The sequence below is a fragment of the Alteromonas sp. ABV4_515 genome, from assembly GCF_056160345.1.
Genome location: NZ_JBSWWZ010000007.1, coordinates 112,002 through 128,910, shown reverse-complemented (window position 1 = coordinate 128,910; position 16,909 = coordinate 112,002). Strand labels below are relative to the sequence as shown.

16 protein-coding genes are annotated in these 16,909 nt (G+C 47.8%); 7 read left to right on the top strand and 9 right to left on the bottom strand.

Annotated elements, in window-relative coordinates:
* Window positions 1-16: 16 nt before the first annotated feature.
* The 6 genes from ACXAGX_RS16935 to ACXAGX_RS16910 all read right to left on the bottom strand — a co-directional run bounded on the left by ACXAGX_RS16935 (window position 17) and on the right by ACXAGX_RS16910 (window position 8,344).
* Window positions 17-1,006 carry an ABC transporter permease gene (locus ACXAGX_RS16935; RefSeq protein WP_474839755.1) on the bottom strand — a complete coding sequence of 330 codons (990 nt, stop codon included), beginning with the start codon at window positions 1,004-1,006 and terminating at the stop codon, window positions 17-19.
* 21 nt (window positions 1,007-1,027) lie between these two features.
* Window positions 1,028-2,344: a CmpA/NrtA family ABC transporter substrate-binding protein gene (locus ACXAGX_RS16930; protein ID WP_474823642.1), complete on the bottom strand. Its 1,317-nt coding sequence runs from the start codon at window positions 2,342-2,344 to the stop codon at window positions 1,028-1,030.
* A gap of 441 nt (window positions 2,345-2,785) precedes the next feature.
* Complete coding sequence (locus ACXAGX_RS16925) at window positions 2,786-4,507, bottom strand: bifunctional protein-serine/threonine kinase/phosphatase (protein WP_474839753.1); 1,722 nt, start codon at window positions 4,505-4,507, stop codon at window positions 2,786-2,788.
* Window positions 4,508-4,536: 29 nt separating this feature from the next.
* On the bottom strand, window positions 4,537-6,003 hold the full coding sequence (locus tag ACXAGX_RS16920; RefSeq protein WP_474822893.1) for a NarK family nitrate/nitrite MFS transporter: 1,467 nt from the start codon (window positions 6,001-6,003) through the stop codon (window positions 4,537-4,539).
* 276 nt (window positions 6,004-6,279) lie between these two features.
* Window positions 6,280-6,876, bottom strand: coding sequence for a hypothetical protein (locus ACXAGX_RS16915; protein ID WP_474839751.1), 597 nt, complete (start codon window positions 6,874-6,876; stop codon window positions 6,280-6,282).
* 271 nt (window positions 6,877-7,147) lie between these two features.
* Window positions 7,148-8,344, bottom strand: coding sequence for a putative manganese transporter (locus ACXAGX_RS16910; RefSeq protein WP_474822886.1), 1,197 nt, complete (start codon window positions 8,342-8,344; stop codon window positions 7,148-7,150).
* A 125-nt stretch (window positions 8,345-8,469) separates the two neighbouring features.
* Here ACXAGX_RS16910 and ACXAGX_RS16905 point away from each other — a divergent pair, with 125 nt between their 5' ends.
* The 7 genes from ACXAGX_RS16905 to ACXAGX_RS16875 all read left to right on the top strand — a co-directional run bounded on the left by ACXAGX_RS16905 (window position 8,470) and on the right by ACXAGX_RS16875 (window position 12,266).
* A complete protein-coding gene (locus tag ACXAGX_RS16905) occupies window positions 8,470-8,808 on the top strand; it encodes a hypothetical protein (protein WP_170826556.1) in 339 nt (112 codons plus the stop codon).
* A gap of 20 nt (window positions 8,809-8,828) precedes the next feature.
* Window positions 8,829-10,208, top strand: a complete 1,380-nt coding sequence (locus ACXAGX_RS16900; RefSeq protein WP_474822879.1) for a class II fumarate hydratase — start codon at window positions 8,829-8,831, stop codon at window positions 10,206-10,208.
* A gap of 217 nt (window positions 10,209-10,425) precedes the next feature.
* On the top strand, window positions 10,426-10,779 hold the full coding sequence (locus ACXAGX_RS16895) for a hypothetical protein (RefSeq protein ID WP_474822875.1): 354 nt from the start codon (window positions 10,426-10,428) through the stop codon (window positions 10,777-10,779).
* Entirely contained in the window at window positions 10,772-11,242 is a 471-nt protein-coding gene (locus ACXAGX_RS16890) for a hypothetical protein (protein WP_474822871.1), read from the top strand. The genes ACXAGX_RS16895 and ACXAGX_RS16890 overlap by 8 nt, the downstream gene beginning before the upstream one ends.
* 12 nt (window positions 11,243-11,254) lie before the next feature.
* Window positions 11,255-11,467: a hypothetical protein gene (locus ACXAGX_RS16885; protein ID WP_474822867.1), complete on the top strand. Its 213-nt coding sequence runs from the start codon at window positions 11,255-11,257 to the stop codon at window positions 11,465-11,467.
* Window position 11,468: 1 nt separating this feature from the next.
* On the top strand, window positions 11,469-11,951 hold the full coding sequence (gene sodN, locus ACXAGX_RS16880) for a superoxide dismutase, Ni (protein ID WP_474839749.1): 483 nt from the start codon (window positions 11,469-11,471) through the stop codon (window positions 11,949-11,951).
* On the top strand, window positions 11,952-12,266 hold the full coding sequence (locus ACXAGX_RS16875) for a S26 family signal peptidase (protein ID WP_070123790.1): 315 nt from the start codon (window positions 11,952-11,954) through the stop codon (window positions 12,264-12,266).
* Here the strand turns inward: ACXAGX_RS16875 and ACXAGX_RS16870 are convergent.
* The 3 genes from ACXAGX_RS16870 to ACXAGX_RS16860 are packed head-to-tail and all read right to left on the bottom strand — an operon-like array spanning window position 12,257 to window position 16,887.
* Window positions 12,257-13,249 carry a glycosyl transferase family protein gene (locus tag ACXAGX_RS16870; RefSeq protein ID WP_474839747.1) on the bottom strand — a complete coding sequence of 331 codons (993 nt, stop codon included), beginning with the start codon at window positions 13,247-13,249 and terminating at the stop codon, window positions 12,257-12,259. The genes ACXAGX_RS16875 and ACXAGX_RS16870 overlap by 10 nt on opposite strands.
* On the bottom strand, window positions 13,233-14,123 hold the full coding sequence (gene cobA / locus ACXAGX_RS16865) for a uroporphyrinogen-III C-methyltransferase (RefSeq protein WP_474839745.1): 891 nt from the start codon (window positions 14,121-14,123) through the stop codon (window positions 13,233-13,235). The genes ACXAGX_RS16870 and cobA overlap by 17 nt, the downstream gene beginning before the upstream one ends.
* On the bottom strand, window positions 14,116-16,887 hold the full coding sequence (locus tag ACXAGX_RS16860) for a nitrate reductase (RefSeq protein ID WP_474839743.1): 2,772 nt from the start codon (window positions 16,885-16,887) through the stop codon (window positions 14,116-14,118). Before ACXAGX_RS16860 ends, cobA begins: the two co-directional genes overlap by 8 nt.
* Window positions 16,888-16,909 lie beyond the last annotated feature (22 nt).

The following is a 16,909-nucleotide window of genomic DNA, read 5'->3' as shown; positions in this document are numbered from 1 at the left end:
GCTCATATCCTCTTAATTAGCGTAATACGCTGTTTTTGTCCCAGCTAACCATGCGTTGCAACATCAGCATGATGCGGTCCAGTACAAAACCGATAGCACCGATGGTTAATACAGCAACCATAATTCGGGCCAGTGAATCTGAGCTTCCGTTCTGGAACTCGTCCCATACAAACTTCCCTAGACCTGGGTTCTGCGCCAACATTTCTGCGGCAATCAGAACCATCCAGCCAATACCCAGCGACAAACGTAAGCCGGTAAAAATCATTGGGATCGATGCAGGCAAAACAATTTTCGACAGGTGAGTAAGGGGCTTGAGGCGCAGAACGCGACTCACGTTCACCAGATCTTTGTCGATGTTTGATACCCCAACAGCGGTATTAATCAGTGTTGGCCACAAACAGCACAGCGATACGGTAAATGCAGAAGTCACAAAGGACTTCGAGAACATTGGATCATCTGAAACATATAGGGCACTGACCACCATGGTTACCAGTGGTAGCCAGGCCAGGGGAGAAACAGGTTTAAATAGCTGAATCAGTGGATTAATAGCGGTATAAGCAGATTTGCTCAGGCCGCACACAATACCAACCGGTACCGCAATTAATGACGCAATCAAGAAACCAATCATAACGGTGTATAGGCTGGTCCAGATTTGGTCAAAAAAGGTTGGCGCACCGGTAAACTCACGAATTTTTGGCTCGTAAGTTGGGTCTTTGGCGACCCTTGCGGCATTGCGCTCTTCCTGTCGGGCGTAGAACGCATCGGCTTTTTCGCGCTGAGCACTATGTTCGCCAACGAGTGTCAGCGTCTGTTCCCAAACTTGCGCCGGACCGGGAAACTGCCCGAGTGACGTATCAATGGTTTTAGCCACACCATTCCAGACAGCCAGGAAAAGCAGTAAACCAATTACCGGCAACAACAATGCCTGTAAGTGTGAAAGTAACGTTTTACCCATGCTGCTTTCCTTAGAGCCGATGAATGTGACAATAGACGCTGACTTACTCATTTTCGTATCTCCTGTCTGTGCTTAAAGCACAGTGTCGCCTTTCAGACCAATACCAAAGCTTTCAAGGTAAGCGTTAGGCTTGGTACCGTCGTAAGTTACGCCGTCGATAAATTCGCTCTGTGGCGGTTTGAAACCTGATTCAGAATCGAAGTCAGGGAAATCAGCCGCTTTCGCTTTACCTTCAGCAATCAGTGCTTTCGCTGCAACCGCGTAGATATCAGGGCGATATACTTTCTTCGCCATATCCATGTACCAGCTGTCAGGCTTAGATTCTGAAATCTGCCCCCAACGACGCATTTGCGTTAAATACCAGATGGCATCGCTGTAGTACGGATAGGTTGCGTTGTAACGGAAGAATACATTGAAGTCAGGTACGTCACGCTTGTCGCCCTTTTCGTATTCGAATGTACCCGTCATAGAGTTCGCCAGTACGGCTTCATCTGCACCCACATAAGAAGGTTTAGACAGAATTTTTACTGCTTCAGGACGGTTCGCGTTGTTGTTTTCATCCAGCCACATCGCTGCTCGAATCATCGCTTTTACAACACGAAGGTGCGTGTTCGGATATTTTTCAGCCCACACATTGCTTACACCGAATACTTTTTCTGGGTTGTTTTTCCAGATTTCATAGTCAGTGATAACAGGTACGCCGATACCTTTGAATACCGCTTGTTGGTTCCATGGCTCACCTACGCAGTAGCCGTAGATTGTGCCCGCTTCCATGGTGGCAGGCATTTGCGGTGGCGGAGTAACCGACAGCAGAGCTTCTGCGTCGATTTGACCTGACGTGTCACCTTTATGTGGTGCGTAATAACCAGGGTGAATACCACCCGCGGCTAACCAGTAGCGCAGTTCGTAGTTGTGGGTAGAAACCGGGAATACCATACCCATGTTAAACGGCTTACCGGCTTCACGGTAGCTATCGACAACAGGCTTCAGGTAGTCGGCTTTGATTGGGTGCACAGGCTGACCATCTTCAACCGGAATGTGCTTTTCCATTTCTTTCCAGATGTCATTAGAAACGGTAATACCGTTACCGTTTAAGTCCATGCTGAAAGCGGTAATGATGTGTGCTTCAGTACCAAAACCGATCGTTGCACCTAATGGTTGGCCTGCCAGCATGTGTGCGCCATCCAACTGACCGTCGATTACACGGTCGAGCAATACCTTCCAGTTTGCTTGTGCTTCCAAAGTGACATACAGACCTTCGTCTTCGAAAAAGCCTTTTTCGTATGCAATGGCAAGGGGTGCCATGTCGGTAAGCTTAATAAAACCAAATTTCAGTTCTTCTTTTTCGGGCCAGTCAATTTCTTCAGCTGCCTGCACTCCAGCACTCATCACACCAGAAACTGAAACCGCCAGCGCTAATGCACTCACGATACCTTTCAGCTTTTTCTTCACTCCATCAAACTTCTCATACTGATTCATTTTCGGGTTCCTTACAGCCAAAAAAAAAGCCCACCGCGATTCATCTGCTGATGAATCGCGGTGGGCTTCGTTGCCTTTTGAAACAGCTTCATTGCTATTTCATTTAATTAATTGTGTGTCTCTCTCAGACAAAATCTATTTAGCATCAACGATGCCAATTTTTTAACACCATTAAAATCAACAACTTAAAAAATCACTGAGGATGAGTCTTTCGCTTTTTGGAGCAAAGTAGTGCATTTATGCACAAATAACGTTCAAACCATCCATGCAGGGTGCATTGAAAATGCACAAATACGGTTCATCGCTGCACTTTAGCGACACAATGCAACCTTTTCACGACTTTTAGCGCAATTAATGACGAAACAAGGAAAGAACGAGTAAAGCCATCAAGATCACGCTTATTCCCTGCCAAACCAAGACAGGATTTCGCTCAATCAAAGGTTTTTGTTTTGTTTGGCGAGTTAATGAAACACCAGGGGTTTGCAAATCGCTTTCAAATTCAGAAAACGCTTCATAACGGTAGGCGGGGTTGGGTCGTAATGCTTTTTTAAGGCACTCGTCGAGCCAGATGGGGAGATCAGAACGATACCGGCTCAGCGGCACATAATCCCAGGCGTGGTAGTTAACTGGTATTGCACTATCACTGTTCATTTCACTGTAGGGAAGTTTCCCGGTAAGTAATTCGTAGCACACTACTGCGGTGGAGAACAGGTCGCTGCGGAAATCTGCTTCATTATGGATTAGGTATTCAGGTGCAATATAGTTCACCGATCCCAACGGCGTACCCTCCTGCAATTGCAGCCCGACTTCTTTGTGAGCAGCAACCAGCACCGTCCCAAAATCAATGAGTTTAATTTCGCCTGCGTCTGTCAGCATGACATTTTCAGGTTTAATATCCCGATGCACCATTTGTTGCCGCTGCATTGCCCGAAGCGCCTTTATCATTTGCAGGATAAGTCTTCGCACCTTGTCAAATGAGGGCTCTGGATTGTCGATAATCCACTGTCGTAACGTAGCCCCTTCCACATACTCACAGATGTGATACATAAATTTTGCTGATGCCGGACGGGGCACTATTTTCATGATATGCGGGTGATTTAACGTACTGCCCACCCACTCTTCTCGAAGAAAGCCATCGAGATAAACCGGATCGTCAGAAAAATAAGACGATGGCGTTTTCAAACAACGCAACTGCCCTGTGGCCTCTTCAACAACTTTATATAAGCTACTGCGGGTGCCATTAAACAGCATTTCGACAACACGATAACCCTCTAGCTTCATGCCATCCTCCAAGGCAGGTGGAATGGCAAGGGAATAAATTTTTTTACAGGCTTCTTCAAGGTTGAGTTTGGGAATAGCCACCACTTTCAACAGCAGACAACTCACATTGTCGTCACTGCCATTTTCTATGGCCCGTCGAGTTAGCGCTTCCGCTTTTTGCTCAAGATTACTTTCATCAGCATCTTTTAATATCTCTTTGAATTCCGCCGCAGTGATAAACCCGTGTAATCCGTCGGTACTCAACAGGAACACATCACCACCGCGCAACTCAAGAGACTGGTAGTCAATTTCTAACCGCGAATCTATACCCAATGCCCGGATGAGCGATCCGCCTTTGTTGCCCCCCAGGGTATGATCTTTCGTAATTTGCTCAAGATTGCCTGCGTCGCACCGATAGAGCCGACTATCACCGGCGTGAAAAACAAATGCGGTTGCAGATTTAAAGATAAGACCCGTGAAGGTAGTGACACACTGACTGCCCGAGCCAACAGAATAATCTACCTGGCTGTGGCACCAGCGATTAAGACTGGTAAGAATTTGGCCTGCGGCTTTTTTTACTGTCCAGCTGACAGGTGTTTGCCGATAGTCGCTGATAAAGCTGGTAACCGCCATTTGCGACGCTTCTTTTGCCCGGGAACAGGCTGAAACGCCATCCGCAATAACGGCAGTTACCCCTTTGTTAGTCAGTTCAGCGTCGGTGCCATGCCAGGCGGCGAACGCGTCCTGATTTTCGTCTTTTATTCCGGCGGTACTATGACCGCCCATCGCGACTTTAAGCACTGAACCCGACACGCACTGATTCCGTTTAATTTACTGTTAAATCAGGATACCTCAATCAGTTCAACGGTGCCGTCTTCTTTTACTTCCGTAATGGTACCGCTCGGCTCTTTCATAAATAATAATGCGACAAAACCAAGCACGGCGGTTCCGCTGATCACCAGAAAGAATGTAGATGTATCGACCATGGCATAAACTGTTAGATACGTTACCGCACCTACGTTCCCGTAGGCACCTGTCATACCGGCAATTTGGCCAGTAAGACGACGTTTAATCAGTGGCACAACCGCAAACACCGCACCTTCTCCTGACTGAACGAAGAACGAGCAAGCCATTACCGCCAGAACCGCCAGCCAGATGGGCCACGATGCATCAATCAGGCTCAGTGAGAAATAGCCTAGCGCCAGACCCGCAGTAAGAATCAAAAGCGTTTTCTTACGCCCAAACTTATCTGAAATTAAGCCACCACCAGGACGAGACATCAGGTTCATAAAGGCATAAAGCCCTGCCAGCAAACCAGCAACAGCCATGCTCAACTCAAAGGTTTCAGCAAAAAATGCTGGTAGCATGGAAACAACGGCCAGTTCAGAGCCAAAGGTTGCAAAATAAAGAATATTCAATACTGCCACCTGCTTGAATTCGTAGCGGTGTGCTTCAGGCACTGGCTTTTCAAACACCGGCTTATTCACTTTAAATGTCGAGTAAGCATCGAACAGGTAAAGCGCAGTTAATCCAGCATAGATGAGATTGCATGCGGTGTAACTAAGCAGTGGCAAACCACTTGGAGACAGTTTATACGCCAGCAATGCCAATATTAAATACATAGGCAGCTTCATCACCAACAGGAAGAAGAAGTCGCCTTTAGAGGTCACTTCCATACCGCCCAGGTTTTTCGGACGGAAGTAGGTTGAACCTTTTGGCGTATCAGAAACGTTTTTGTAGTAAATAACAGAAAACAGAATACACAATGCTCCGGTAATGCCTATGGCATATCGCCAGCCATCTTCACCACCAAAAAGTAATGCCAGGGTGGGTAAGGTGAATGCCGCTGCCGCTGAACCAAAGTTACCCCATCCGCCATAAATACCTTCAGCAGTACCCAACTCTTTTGGTGGGAACCATTCACTCACCATACGAATACCAATAACAAAGCCTGCACCAATAAAGCCAAGTGCAAAACGGGCTAATGCCATTTGGGTAAAGTTATCCGCCAGGGCGAAAGCAAAACAGGGAACAGAAGAAATAAGCAGCAGGGCTGAATAGACTTTTCTTGGGCCGAATTTATCAGTTAACGCACCGATAACCACTCGGGCGGGGATCGTGAGCGCAACGTTGAGGATCAACAGTGTTTTCCACTCCTGAATACTCATGCCCAGATCATTGACGATGACCTCCTTGAGCGGTGCCATATTGAACCACACGAGGAAGGTAATAAAGAACACCATCCAGGAAAGATGAAGTATCTTCATTTTTCCTGTGAACGAAAACAGATTGAATTTTTCGGCTGACATATGCGTTTTCCTGAGACAAAAAAAAACCCACAGCTATCCTCAAGGGACAGTTATGGGCTTCATTACCGGTGGTCAGTGAAATATCACTGACAATATAATTTATTATTATACAGTGGGCCGAGGCCTCACTCTTATGCCAGGATAAAAGCAAATCCTTTGCCAAGACAAAAAATCAAATTTAATCATAACCTTACTGAAAAAACTTGCGCGCAACCTGGAAAAAGAGGTTCTAAATGAGTGCAACCTCACCTTTTTAGTGCAGATTGGTTTGCAAACTTAGAGCATGCCCAGCAAATCTGATTGATAGCCTTTAATGGTTAGAATGCAGGTGTGGGCAATGCGTCCTTCATCCTTGCCAGAGAGTGCTAGTGCATTGACCCGCGAAAAAAGTAGCGACTTTTGATAGTCACAGTATCGCTGCAGCAGGTAGAAAAAACGGCTGCTCTTGTTCATTACCGGGCCGATGTAGTTATGTAAGCGTCTTTGCTCAACTTCATAGATTTCGCAGATAGTTTGACTGGCCAGCAATTTCCCCAAACAGACGATTTCAGAGCATTTTTGGTTACCGCATTCACCCACCCAAGGGCAGCAACCAGATAGATCCTGAATATCTGCTCGCAAACAATGCATAACGGGCAGCCCGTTGCCGCCACTGCCCCAGGACAATATATCTGTATCGGGACGGCCGTATACCGATATCGATGACAGAGACATTAGGAAACGATAATGATGTAGGAGTAATGTGCTAACGCGTTTTTTACTGTAAAACATTTTTTTCTGTTTGAGGAATTGCTTGAACTGATTTGCGGTGAATGAAGATGCATTGCTGATTCGTTCAGCGCTTACACTACCGTGCAGCATCACAAGGGTCATCGAATAATCCTGTAAAAAATGAGTTGGCTATTCTCCGCTGAATTTGCCCAATACTCTGAGAAGTGTGCCACAGGTGACTGCAGTGCCAGCGGACAAGAGCAGAAAAAACAGAGCGTCCATTTTTCACCTCCATATTTGAAGAAAAAAAGCTGCCCCAGGGAAAGGGGCAGAAACCAAGTGCGAGTTTCAAGATAGGTTCAAGTGCATAATAGATCTACATCACACCAATTGCAAATAATAATCATTATTATTTGCAATTGGTGTGAGCAACTCATTCAAACAGGAAGTAGTAGCCGTAGCCAACAATAAAGGCGGGCACCGCTGAATAAACCGTGGCGAGTAACGCCGCTTTGGGAGATAGGGCAATAGCAGGAAACAGCGCATCACCGTCGTTGCTTATCGCATTACCCAATTGAGCAGAAAAAGGCACTGCCCCTTGCAAATATAAGCTGGTCACCAAAATTTGTGGCCCGCATCCTGGTAAGAAGCCAATAAGGATTGCAGCACCTACGGTAATGGCGCCAGCAGAATCGAACAATCCAACCAGATCAATATTCAGAAAGTGCACCGTAAGCTCGAACATTAAAAAAGCCACAACTACCCAGGACAGTACAAACTGTGTATCAAGCGCAGCCTTCTTTTGCCAGGTTTCTGGAGGCTCTGGCGGCTCTTCTCCGGCAACCGATTGATAACCGGTTCCGCTATTACAAAATGACCACAGCAAGATAGCCGATGCGCCCAATACCGTACCAAGCAGGTTAATGGCTTCACCGGATATGCCGAAATGAATCCATGGCGCGATTTGCAGTGCCATACAAAGCGCAATAGCAAAAGTAGGCGCAATGCTCCAAAACCAGAATCGGGTAACTAAACGCACTATGCGTTTGTGGAATGGCGTGAGTTTGCGGCTCTGGCCTAGAGACTTAGACACGTTGATGACGTCTTCGTGCTTGCCTTTGTAATTGTGAAACTTCCTTACTACCAGCCCCGACAATGTACCCACTACGACACTGATTGCCATCACCAGAAGACCATCTGCGGGCGATTGTGCCAGCAGCAAGAATGCTGCATCGCCCATGGTGCTGGTGAGCACAGCAACCACAGCACCAAAGCTCACCGCCCCTTTCGTGTACTGAGTAACAACGACAATGGCGCCACCGCATCCCGGCAGTGCACCCAGTAAAGCGGCTCCGCCCACTTCCAACCATGGATGTTGCTGTAACCGGGAAAATACACTTTCCAGATTGAGTCTTTCTGACAAAAAGTAATACAACGCCATAGACACATATACGAATGCCGCAACCTGGTAAAAAGCATCGGATAAAACGGCCATCGTAATATTTCTGGTCGATGGAAGTGCAAGTAGCGTAAGCAATACAAACGGAAATATAAGCCGCTTGTTTCTCCACATAACGTGCTGCTGAATTCCCTGGCTCATCATTTGCCCACGTGAGGAAAGTGTTGTCATGTTAGATCCATGAATTACTGATTAAGAATTAACTCTAATTGCGACACAAACATAATGCAAATCATTCTCATTAAGATTTATGTGTGTATACTGAGTCTTCTTTTCAAAAATCGGAGGTAATGGCCTTGGGTAACCCGTGCAAATTCGATTTTCATCAGATAGCTGATGTAACCACCGTAGTTAAAACAGGTAGCCAACCTGATGAGCCTGAACATCTCACTACCTTTGTGACCTTGTGGCGGGAATATGCCGAGCTGCATCCCCAGACAAGAGTATTCAGTTATCTCAGGTGTGCAGACATTCTTCTACAAGTTTCCAGAGACCAAAAGCTGCCTCTGCATTGGCGTCAGCAATGTGCCAACGCTATCCATAAGCCGTTTTACCTTGCTTGCCGATTTGCAACTTCTTCATACCAACTCACACAAGTCAGGGCTTTTCAGGCCAGACTTTCTCTCACTAATTGATACCCGTTAAGGACATAAAGATGACAACGACAAGAGTAGAAAAAGACAGCATGGGTGAACTGCAAGTGCCCGAAAATGCGCTTTATGCCGCACAAACGCAGCGCGCAGTAAATAACTTCCCGGTAAGTGGGCAACGCATGCCCGAAGCGTTTATCAGAGCATTAATACTAGTGAAAAAAGCGGCCAGCCGGGCAAATCTCTCTTTGGGAGAGCTCGACGCAGAACGGGCAAATGCCATTTGTCGGGCCTGTGATGAACTCGTCGAAATGGAAGATCTAATGGGTCACTTCCCTGTTGATGTCTATCAAACTGGCTCAGGCACCAGCACCAACATGAATGCGAATGAAGTGATCAGTACGGTGGCCTCTTCACATTCCGTTGAAAAAGTGCACCCAAATGATCATGTCAATTATGGCCAAAGCAGTAATGATGTGATCCCAACGACGATTCATGTCAGTGCTGCCATCGCACTTCAGGAAGATGTTCTACCCTCTCTGCGTCATCTGGCAGCGACAATTGCAGAAAAAAGTCACCGCGTGAAAGACTACTGCAAAACTGGCAGAACACACCTTATGGACGCCATGCCTATTCGCATGGACCAAAGCTTGTCAGGATGGCAGGCTCAAATTGAGCAACAAATTAGCACTTTGGAATCGCTGCAACCGGCACTTCAAAGCTTAGCGCAAGGCGGTACTGCCGTTGGCACGGGCATTAACGCGCACCCTGATTTTGCATCTGCCTTCAATCAGGAGCTCTCAGCAATTACCGACATCAACTTTACGCCGGGCACCAACCTTTTCGCCCTTATAGCGTCGCAAGATACAGCGGTATCGGTGTCAGGAGCACTTAAGTCTACCGCAGTCAGCCTTATGAAAATAGCCAATGATCTGCGTTGGATGAACTCGGGTCCGTTGGCAGGTTTAGGTGAAGTTGCCCTACCGGCTTTACAACCAGGCTCTTCAATTATGCCCGGAAAAGTAAATCCGGTAATTCCGGAGTCCGTAGCTATGGCCGCTGCTCAGGTTATCGGTAACGACACTGCCATCACCATTGGTGGTCAATCTGGTAACTTCGAACTTAACGTCATGCTTCCACTGATTGCGCATAACTTGCTGAACAGCCTCACGCTTATTGCAAACTCTGCAAAAATCCTCGCCGATAACGCCATTGCCGGATTTACCGTGAACCAGGAAAACCTCGAAGCTTCACTGGATCGTAATCCAATTCTGGTAACTGCACTCAACCCGGTTATCGGCTATAACGCAGCGGCTGAAATTGCCAAGAAAGCCTATAAAGAGGGCCGCCCAGTTGTGGATGTCGCAGAAGAGATGACAGACATTTCGCGGGAAGAGCTTAAGAAACTCCTCGACCCACGTAAATTAACCGGTACTACGGTTTAATACGCGTTATTAAAGCCGCAATTATCAGCAACGCCAGGCCCCTACCCTGGCGTTGCTAACACTTTTTTGAAAAAAACCTGTTCCTTTCCCCCAAGAGTATAACCACTCAAAAAGATGTAAATAATAACAATTATCATTTGCACTCACAAAATATCAGCGCTATGGTTAATCCAAGTGAAGCAGTTATCAATAATGCCAACAACATAAGGATGCCTCAGTGAAGATCACCTACTTATGTCAGAAACACGCGGAATGGGTGTATAGCCACCCTGAGCAGGCTATTCACTACTTAGCCAGGGATGAATATCAAGGCAGCATGCTTTTTTATGACGCGCACTACAGAGAAGCCATTGCCTACCTCGGTTGTGCTTTCGATATTTGCGTCATCTTGCTTGAGGTTGATGGCGGCGAAAATGATGTGCTTAAAGACAAGATGGAGAGCCTCGCCAGACAACTAAGCCATGCTTACTACAAACTTGGTCTCGAGGATTACCAACAGGGCATCTTGATGAGAAGTAGAGAGGCCCTGCAAACCGGCTCATATATCAGAGAGGCAGTGCTTCATGCGTGATCTGAGTAACGTGAGCGAAATGAACCCGGCGTGTAGCAACGCTTATCGCGATTGGGAACAAGTCATTATTGCGGCGAACAGAGACTACGAAATTGATGCATATAACATGGCGCGTATGCGCTATCTCAGTGCCATCTCAATTGCAAATTCCATGATAGAAATCGCGCCCTGCGCTCGCCCTGTTGTGGGAGCATTACTGGTGAGTTACCACAACCTGGCCGATCTTTTCGAGCGATTGAAGCAACAGGGTGAAGCCGCAAAACTGCACCAGACGTTGCAAACACATATCCATAAATTAGCTTACCAGTTTCCGGATTCACCGGTTTTGTGTTGGGGGCAAAGAATTGCTTGTGAACAACTATACCTTTTCCAGCAACGCAACGATGACCCGGCCTTGTTTAACAAAAATCAAAACATTAGCCCTGTCAAAACCGGACTTTCATCCACTTCGAACCTTCACTAATAGGAGTTTTATATGTTCAGTAGCCGTTCCATAAAAACCGTGATTGCGTTGGCAATCAGTTTGTTTAGCCCTGTTCTATGGGCGCATGCCGGCCACGACCATAATCATTGGACAAGTACATTTCTGCACGTGCTTTTCTATGCCTCATTGTTTGCAGCAGCCTGTGCATGCGGTTTTGCTGTGTACAAAGCCGTAAAACGAAATCAGCGTATCCAGGGAGAGTAAAATGTTACATAACGTGCTAAAAAAAATTGATGCATTAATTCCTGTGGAGCGCGCCAGTGCGCATTGTGATATTCCTTGCAAAATATACGATCCAGTAAGCGCACAATTAGCAGCGTTGAGCGTGATTCGTTTGCTTGATTTGATCAACGAGGTCGAAGAAGGCAACACGGCACAACTTATTCGACTGGTGCAGGAAAAAGAAACCCATGCCGAAAAAGTGAAACATGAAGTCCGTATCATTTGGGGTGATTACTTTAAAGCGCCGCAAATTGAGAAATTCCCCGATGTTCACGAACTGGTTCACAAAATCATGATGACAGGTTCAGCGTGTAAGCAAACGGTTTCCCGGGAAAAAGGCGCAGAGCTTTTGCAATGGGTTAATCAGTTCTCAGAATATTTCTGGGCAACCAAAGACGTTGAAACCTACGTAGTCACTTCCCCTTACCCGCCTGCGGAACAAGTGGTCTACCCGGTATTAAAATAAATGCTGAAGCTCTTCAAGGTTAGCGGCTGTAGTATGGAACCCACGTTGCCCGCGGGCACGTTTGTGTTAGTGCGCCGCATACTCTTTGGCTACCCAAGAGTTAACGACCTTGTTGTTTTTCGCTGTGCGCTAAGAGGCATAATGGTAAAGCGGGTTCTGAGTACAGAACCCGGTTTAGGTATGTATATGGCAGGTGACAATATTGCCGAGTCGATCAGTTGCGAAGACATTGGCTGGGTTCACCGGAATCAAATTCTCGGTAAGGTTATCTGGCAAAGTCAGCGAACGAACGTGGTGGATAGCGTTCAGAACTGAAACGGTAGCGCCGCTTTGTCTCGTTGTTCCCACATGCTGCGAGCCAGCAATTGAGCTTCATCCTGGCTTTGCGCCTCTGACAGCATAAGGTAAGCAACCAGGGTTGCATGTACTGCCTGAGCACCATATTGGTGCTCGATATCGCCCTGCCAGAACGCCAGCATATCGTCGATGTCCATTTCACGGTCTTTCATTGCCCACTTTTCTGTCATTTCCGGCAGCACTGGCATTACCGTTTCACCATGTCGAGTAATGAACAGTTCCGTTGGACGTTCACTGTTTACCTCGGGATCTCCGCCATCGCCACGGAAACACAGTGAAGCATAATCGCGAAAGGCTTCATTCACATGGCGGTGTTTATGGTCGAGGTGCATGTGATAAACACCTTGCACACAGTAAGGCGCAGCCGTTGGATTGAGCAAACGTGCAAGGGTGTTCGCGCATGACCGCAAACCAAAAAATTCCCGCAGTTTTATAAGCGTATTCAATGGCGGAAGTACAATACCTAAATCCAGATACGTTACACCCTGAGTATCAAGCTGCGACTTGGCGGCCGCGGCAGATTCAACCGCCGGTAAGCCGAGCGTAGGTAAGACATGGCTTGCATAAAGCCGGCCCGAGCCGGGTTCGTGGGCGCCGTGCAAAAAGACCTTTTTGCCAGACTTTGCCAGCAAGGCAGCAGACAACAAATACCAGGGTAATTGCCGGCGTTTACCAGCGTAACAGCCTATATCTACTTGCGGCTTTAGTGCTTTGATTTCTGCAGGTATGAGCTCGTGACAAGCGCGTACAAAGCCAATGACTTCATCGGGCGTTTCCTCACGGGTACGTAGTAACATTAGAAAAGCGCCACGCTGGTCGCCGGTAACTTCCCCGGCGAGCAGCATTTTCATCGCGGTAAACGCCTCTTCCTGTGTGAGACTGCGACTGCCTTTCTGACCTTTACCGATTATTTTGATGTACTGACTAAATTCCTGCGACATGAGAAACCTGCTGGAGAAGCGCTGGTGAGACCTGTTGACGAGACTTTACCACCTCGCCAAAGATCAGCAAAGCGGGACCTTGCAGATTTGCCGCTGAAACAGATTCAGCGATAGAAGAAACAGTGGAAGTGACTACCTGCTGGTTGGGAGTGCAGGCATTTTCTATCACTGCCACCGGAAACGTTTCGCGTATACCGGCGGTGATTAACTCATCACTGATACGCTTCAGGCGCGATAACCCCATGTAAACTACAACGGTTTGGCGTTGCATGGTTTCGGCCAGCGCCTGCCAATCTGGCATTTTGTCCTGATCTTTAAAACTGGCAGTGGTAAACGTAACCGATTGCGCACAGTCGCGTTCGGTTAGCGGAATACCGGTGTAAGCTGATGCCCCCGAGGCTGCAGTGATGCCTGGTACGATGGCAAATGGAATTCCCGCCGCCTCAAGAGCCTGCGTTTCCTCGCAGGTACGAGCAAAAATAGCCGGGTCACCGCCTTTCAGGCGTACCACGTTTAAACCCGATGCCGCCAGTTCGACAACACGCTTACAAATGTCATCCTGATGCATGGAATGCTTGCCTGCGCGCTTGCCCACAAATTCCGTTTTCACATGGCGAGGAATTTCAGCAATGACCGATTTATCCACCAGCCAGTCAAACAGCACGATGTCGGCTTGCTGTAAGCACTTCCAGGCTTTAATGGTAAGTAGTTCTGCATCGCCCGGTCCTGCGCCAATAATGTAAACCTGTCCTTGTTGCTTACCGCTTTGGGTTGTTAGAGCATCGTTTCGATGCGCCACATCATGCTTGTTAGCAAACGACGTACGCTTACGGAAAAACAGTTGTGGTAACTTGTTAATGGCTAAATTAATCATAGGTAACAACCTCTTCAGTATGGGCTACGGCAGCAGTGAGAACGGGCTGACGTTGCAGAATTTGTTTTAGCTCGGGCTTACACGAGCCACAGTTGGTACCGCATTTGAGTTTTTCACCTAGCGCTTCTACTGAACACGCGCCTTCGGCAATGGCGACTTCAATGGACTTTTCACGCACATTGAAGCAGCTACAGACCAGTTTACCGTTAAGGAAGGCTTCATCCGGCTGTCCGCGCAACAAGCTAGCTTGCAGCTCAGCGTCTATCGCCTCTTTTTGTAAACAGTCGTCCAGCCATTCGTCCGGTAATGCTGGAAAGTCTTCAGCTAACCACAAGCCAAACTGAAGCTGTTTGTCGTGGGTGGCTAACACCACTAAACCATTGGCACTTTGCATCATGGTGAGCTCCCATGCCTGAGGCAAAGCCCCGCGGAGTAAACGGGCCATTGTGGGTACATCCCGATTACTGGCCACACGCAGCGTTGAACCACCGTCTAGCACCGATTTTGCCCAGTAGTCAAAATGTTCACTAACAATATTGAGCTTGCTGTCGTCGGCAATGATCAGCTGTCCGTTCAGTTCGAAATTGACCGGCGTAAGGTTTACCGCACCGTGCTTCAGTTCTGGCTGGCCAGACAACGGATCGTGTGCCCCATTGAACAGTGCACCAAGGGTAATATTTGAACCCCAGCTTGCCGACCAGTGGATAGGCGCAAAACAGGTTTTACGACGCAGTTGCGCATCTTCAACTACTGGTAAAATAACCGGTTCGCCGGTGTTACAGGCACTGTTCAGTGCCACTAAACTGTTCACTTCAATACCCAATGCTTCTCTGTCTTTGGGATGCAGAGCAAGGGTTGCATGAGGCGCATGTTTCAGTAACTTTGCTGCCTTTCCGGTTCGAGTCATGGTGTGCCACTGGTCACGGCTTCGGCCGGTATTAAGCACAAATGGAAATTCAGCAGAGGTTTGCTGTTCAGGGAGTCGCGGAGTGATAGCAATAAAACGGGCTTTGCCATCGGCAGTAAAGTACTGGCCGTTTTCAAACATGCGCGCCGTGCCTGTTTTGGCAGTATCAGTAACCGGCCATTGCACTGGGCGCAAGTTGTCGTACTCAGCGACAGAAATATGGTTAAAGGCAGACAAATTGAGTGCCCGTTCACGGTCGTTTTCAAATGCCGTTAACTGCGCATGTTCGCGAAAAATGTCTGCTGGATGTTGGTAATTAAACGCGCTTTCAAAGCCAAGTTTGGCTGCCACCAGACTGATTGCTTGCCAGTCATGCTTAGCTTCGCCCGGTGGGGTGAGTAAGCCTCGCTGGCGAGATATCCGTCTTTCTGAGTTGGTTACTGTCCCATTCTTTTCAGACCAGCCGGTGGCCGGTAAGGTAATATGGGCATATTTCAATGTATCGTTTTTCTGAACGATATCAGACACCACCACCATTTCGCATTTGCTCAGGGCCGCTTCAACCTCAGAACGGTTGGGCATACTTACCACTGGGTTAGTTGCCATTATCCAGACAAACTTCACCTTGCCTTCGTTAATACGTTTGAACAGGTCAACGGCTTTAAGGCCGCCCATTTCTGCAATGGTCGGCGCATCCCAGAAACGCTGAACACGTTCTCTGTGATCTGCATTTTCGATATCCATGTGCCCAGCCAGCATGTTTGCCAAGCCACCTACTTCACGTCCCCCCATGGCGTTAGGCTGACCGGTAATCGAGAATGGACCACTACCTGCTTTACCAATTTTTCCCGACGCCAGGTGGCAGTTGATAATGGCGTTGCCTTTATCCACACCGCTGTTTGACTGATTAATGCCCATGGAGAAAAACGTGATGGCACGCTCGCTATTTAAGAATAGCGAGTAGAACGCTAACACTTCGTGCTCAGGAATGTCGCACTGACTTGCCACTTCGCTAACCGAAAAATCAGCCGCCGCTTTCAGTGCGTCGGTAAAACCGTTTGTCGATGCCTGAATAAACGCGTTATCCAACGCATCGTTTTCGGCAATAAATGTGAGTAACCCGTTGAACAGAACAGCATCAGTACCGGGCTTTAACGCAATATGAAAATCGGCCAGGGTAGCAGAATCGGTAGCCCGGGGATCGACTACCACAACTTTCATATCAGGATTACGACGCTTAGCTCGCTCCATTCTCTGGAACAAAACCGGATGGGTCCACGCCGCGTTACTGCCGGTGAGAATGAGTAAATCGGTTTGCTCGAGGTCGTCATAATTGCAAGGTACGATATCTTCACCAAACGCACGCTTGTAAGCGCCAACAGCAGAAGACATACACAGTCGCGAATTGGTATCGATATTCGCGCTGCCCACATACCCTTTCATCAGCTTGTTTGCTACATAGTAGTCTTCTGTCAGTAATTGCCCAGAAACATACAGAGCAACGGCATCGGGACCGTGTGTTTTAATCACACTCGCCATTTTTTCTGCAATAGCGGTAGTGGCTTCATCCCAACTTGCACGTTCCCCATTGATAGCAGGGAACAATAAACGACCGTTTTCACTATTGGTGTCGAGCAGGTTGGTGCCTTTCACACACAAGCGACCAAAGTTGGCCGGATGCTCCGGCGTACCTGTCAACGACGTCAGTACGGTATTACCGGCTTCCTGCTGCATGGTAATATCCACACCACAACCCACGCCGCAATATGGACAGGTTGTCTGCGCAAGGGAGGGCACACTTTCTGTCGACACGGGAACCGGCTTAACCGGGATAATGTGAGTATGGGTATGATTCATGAACTCGACCTCAACACTGTCA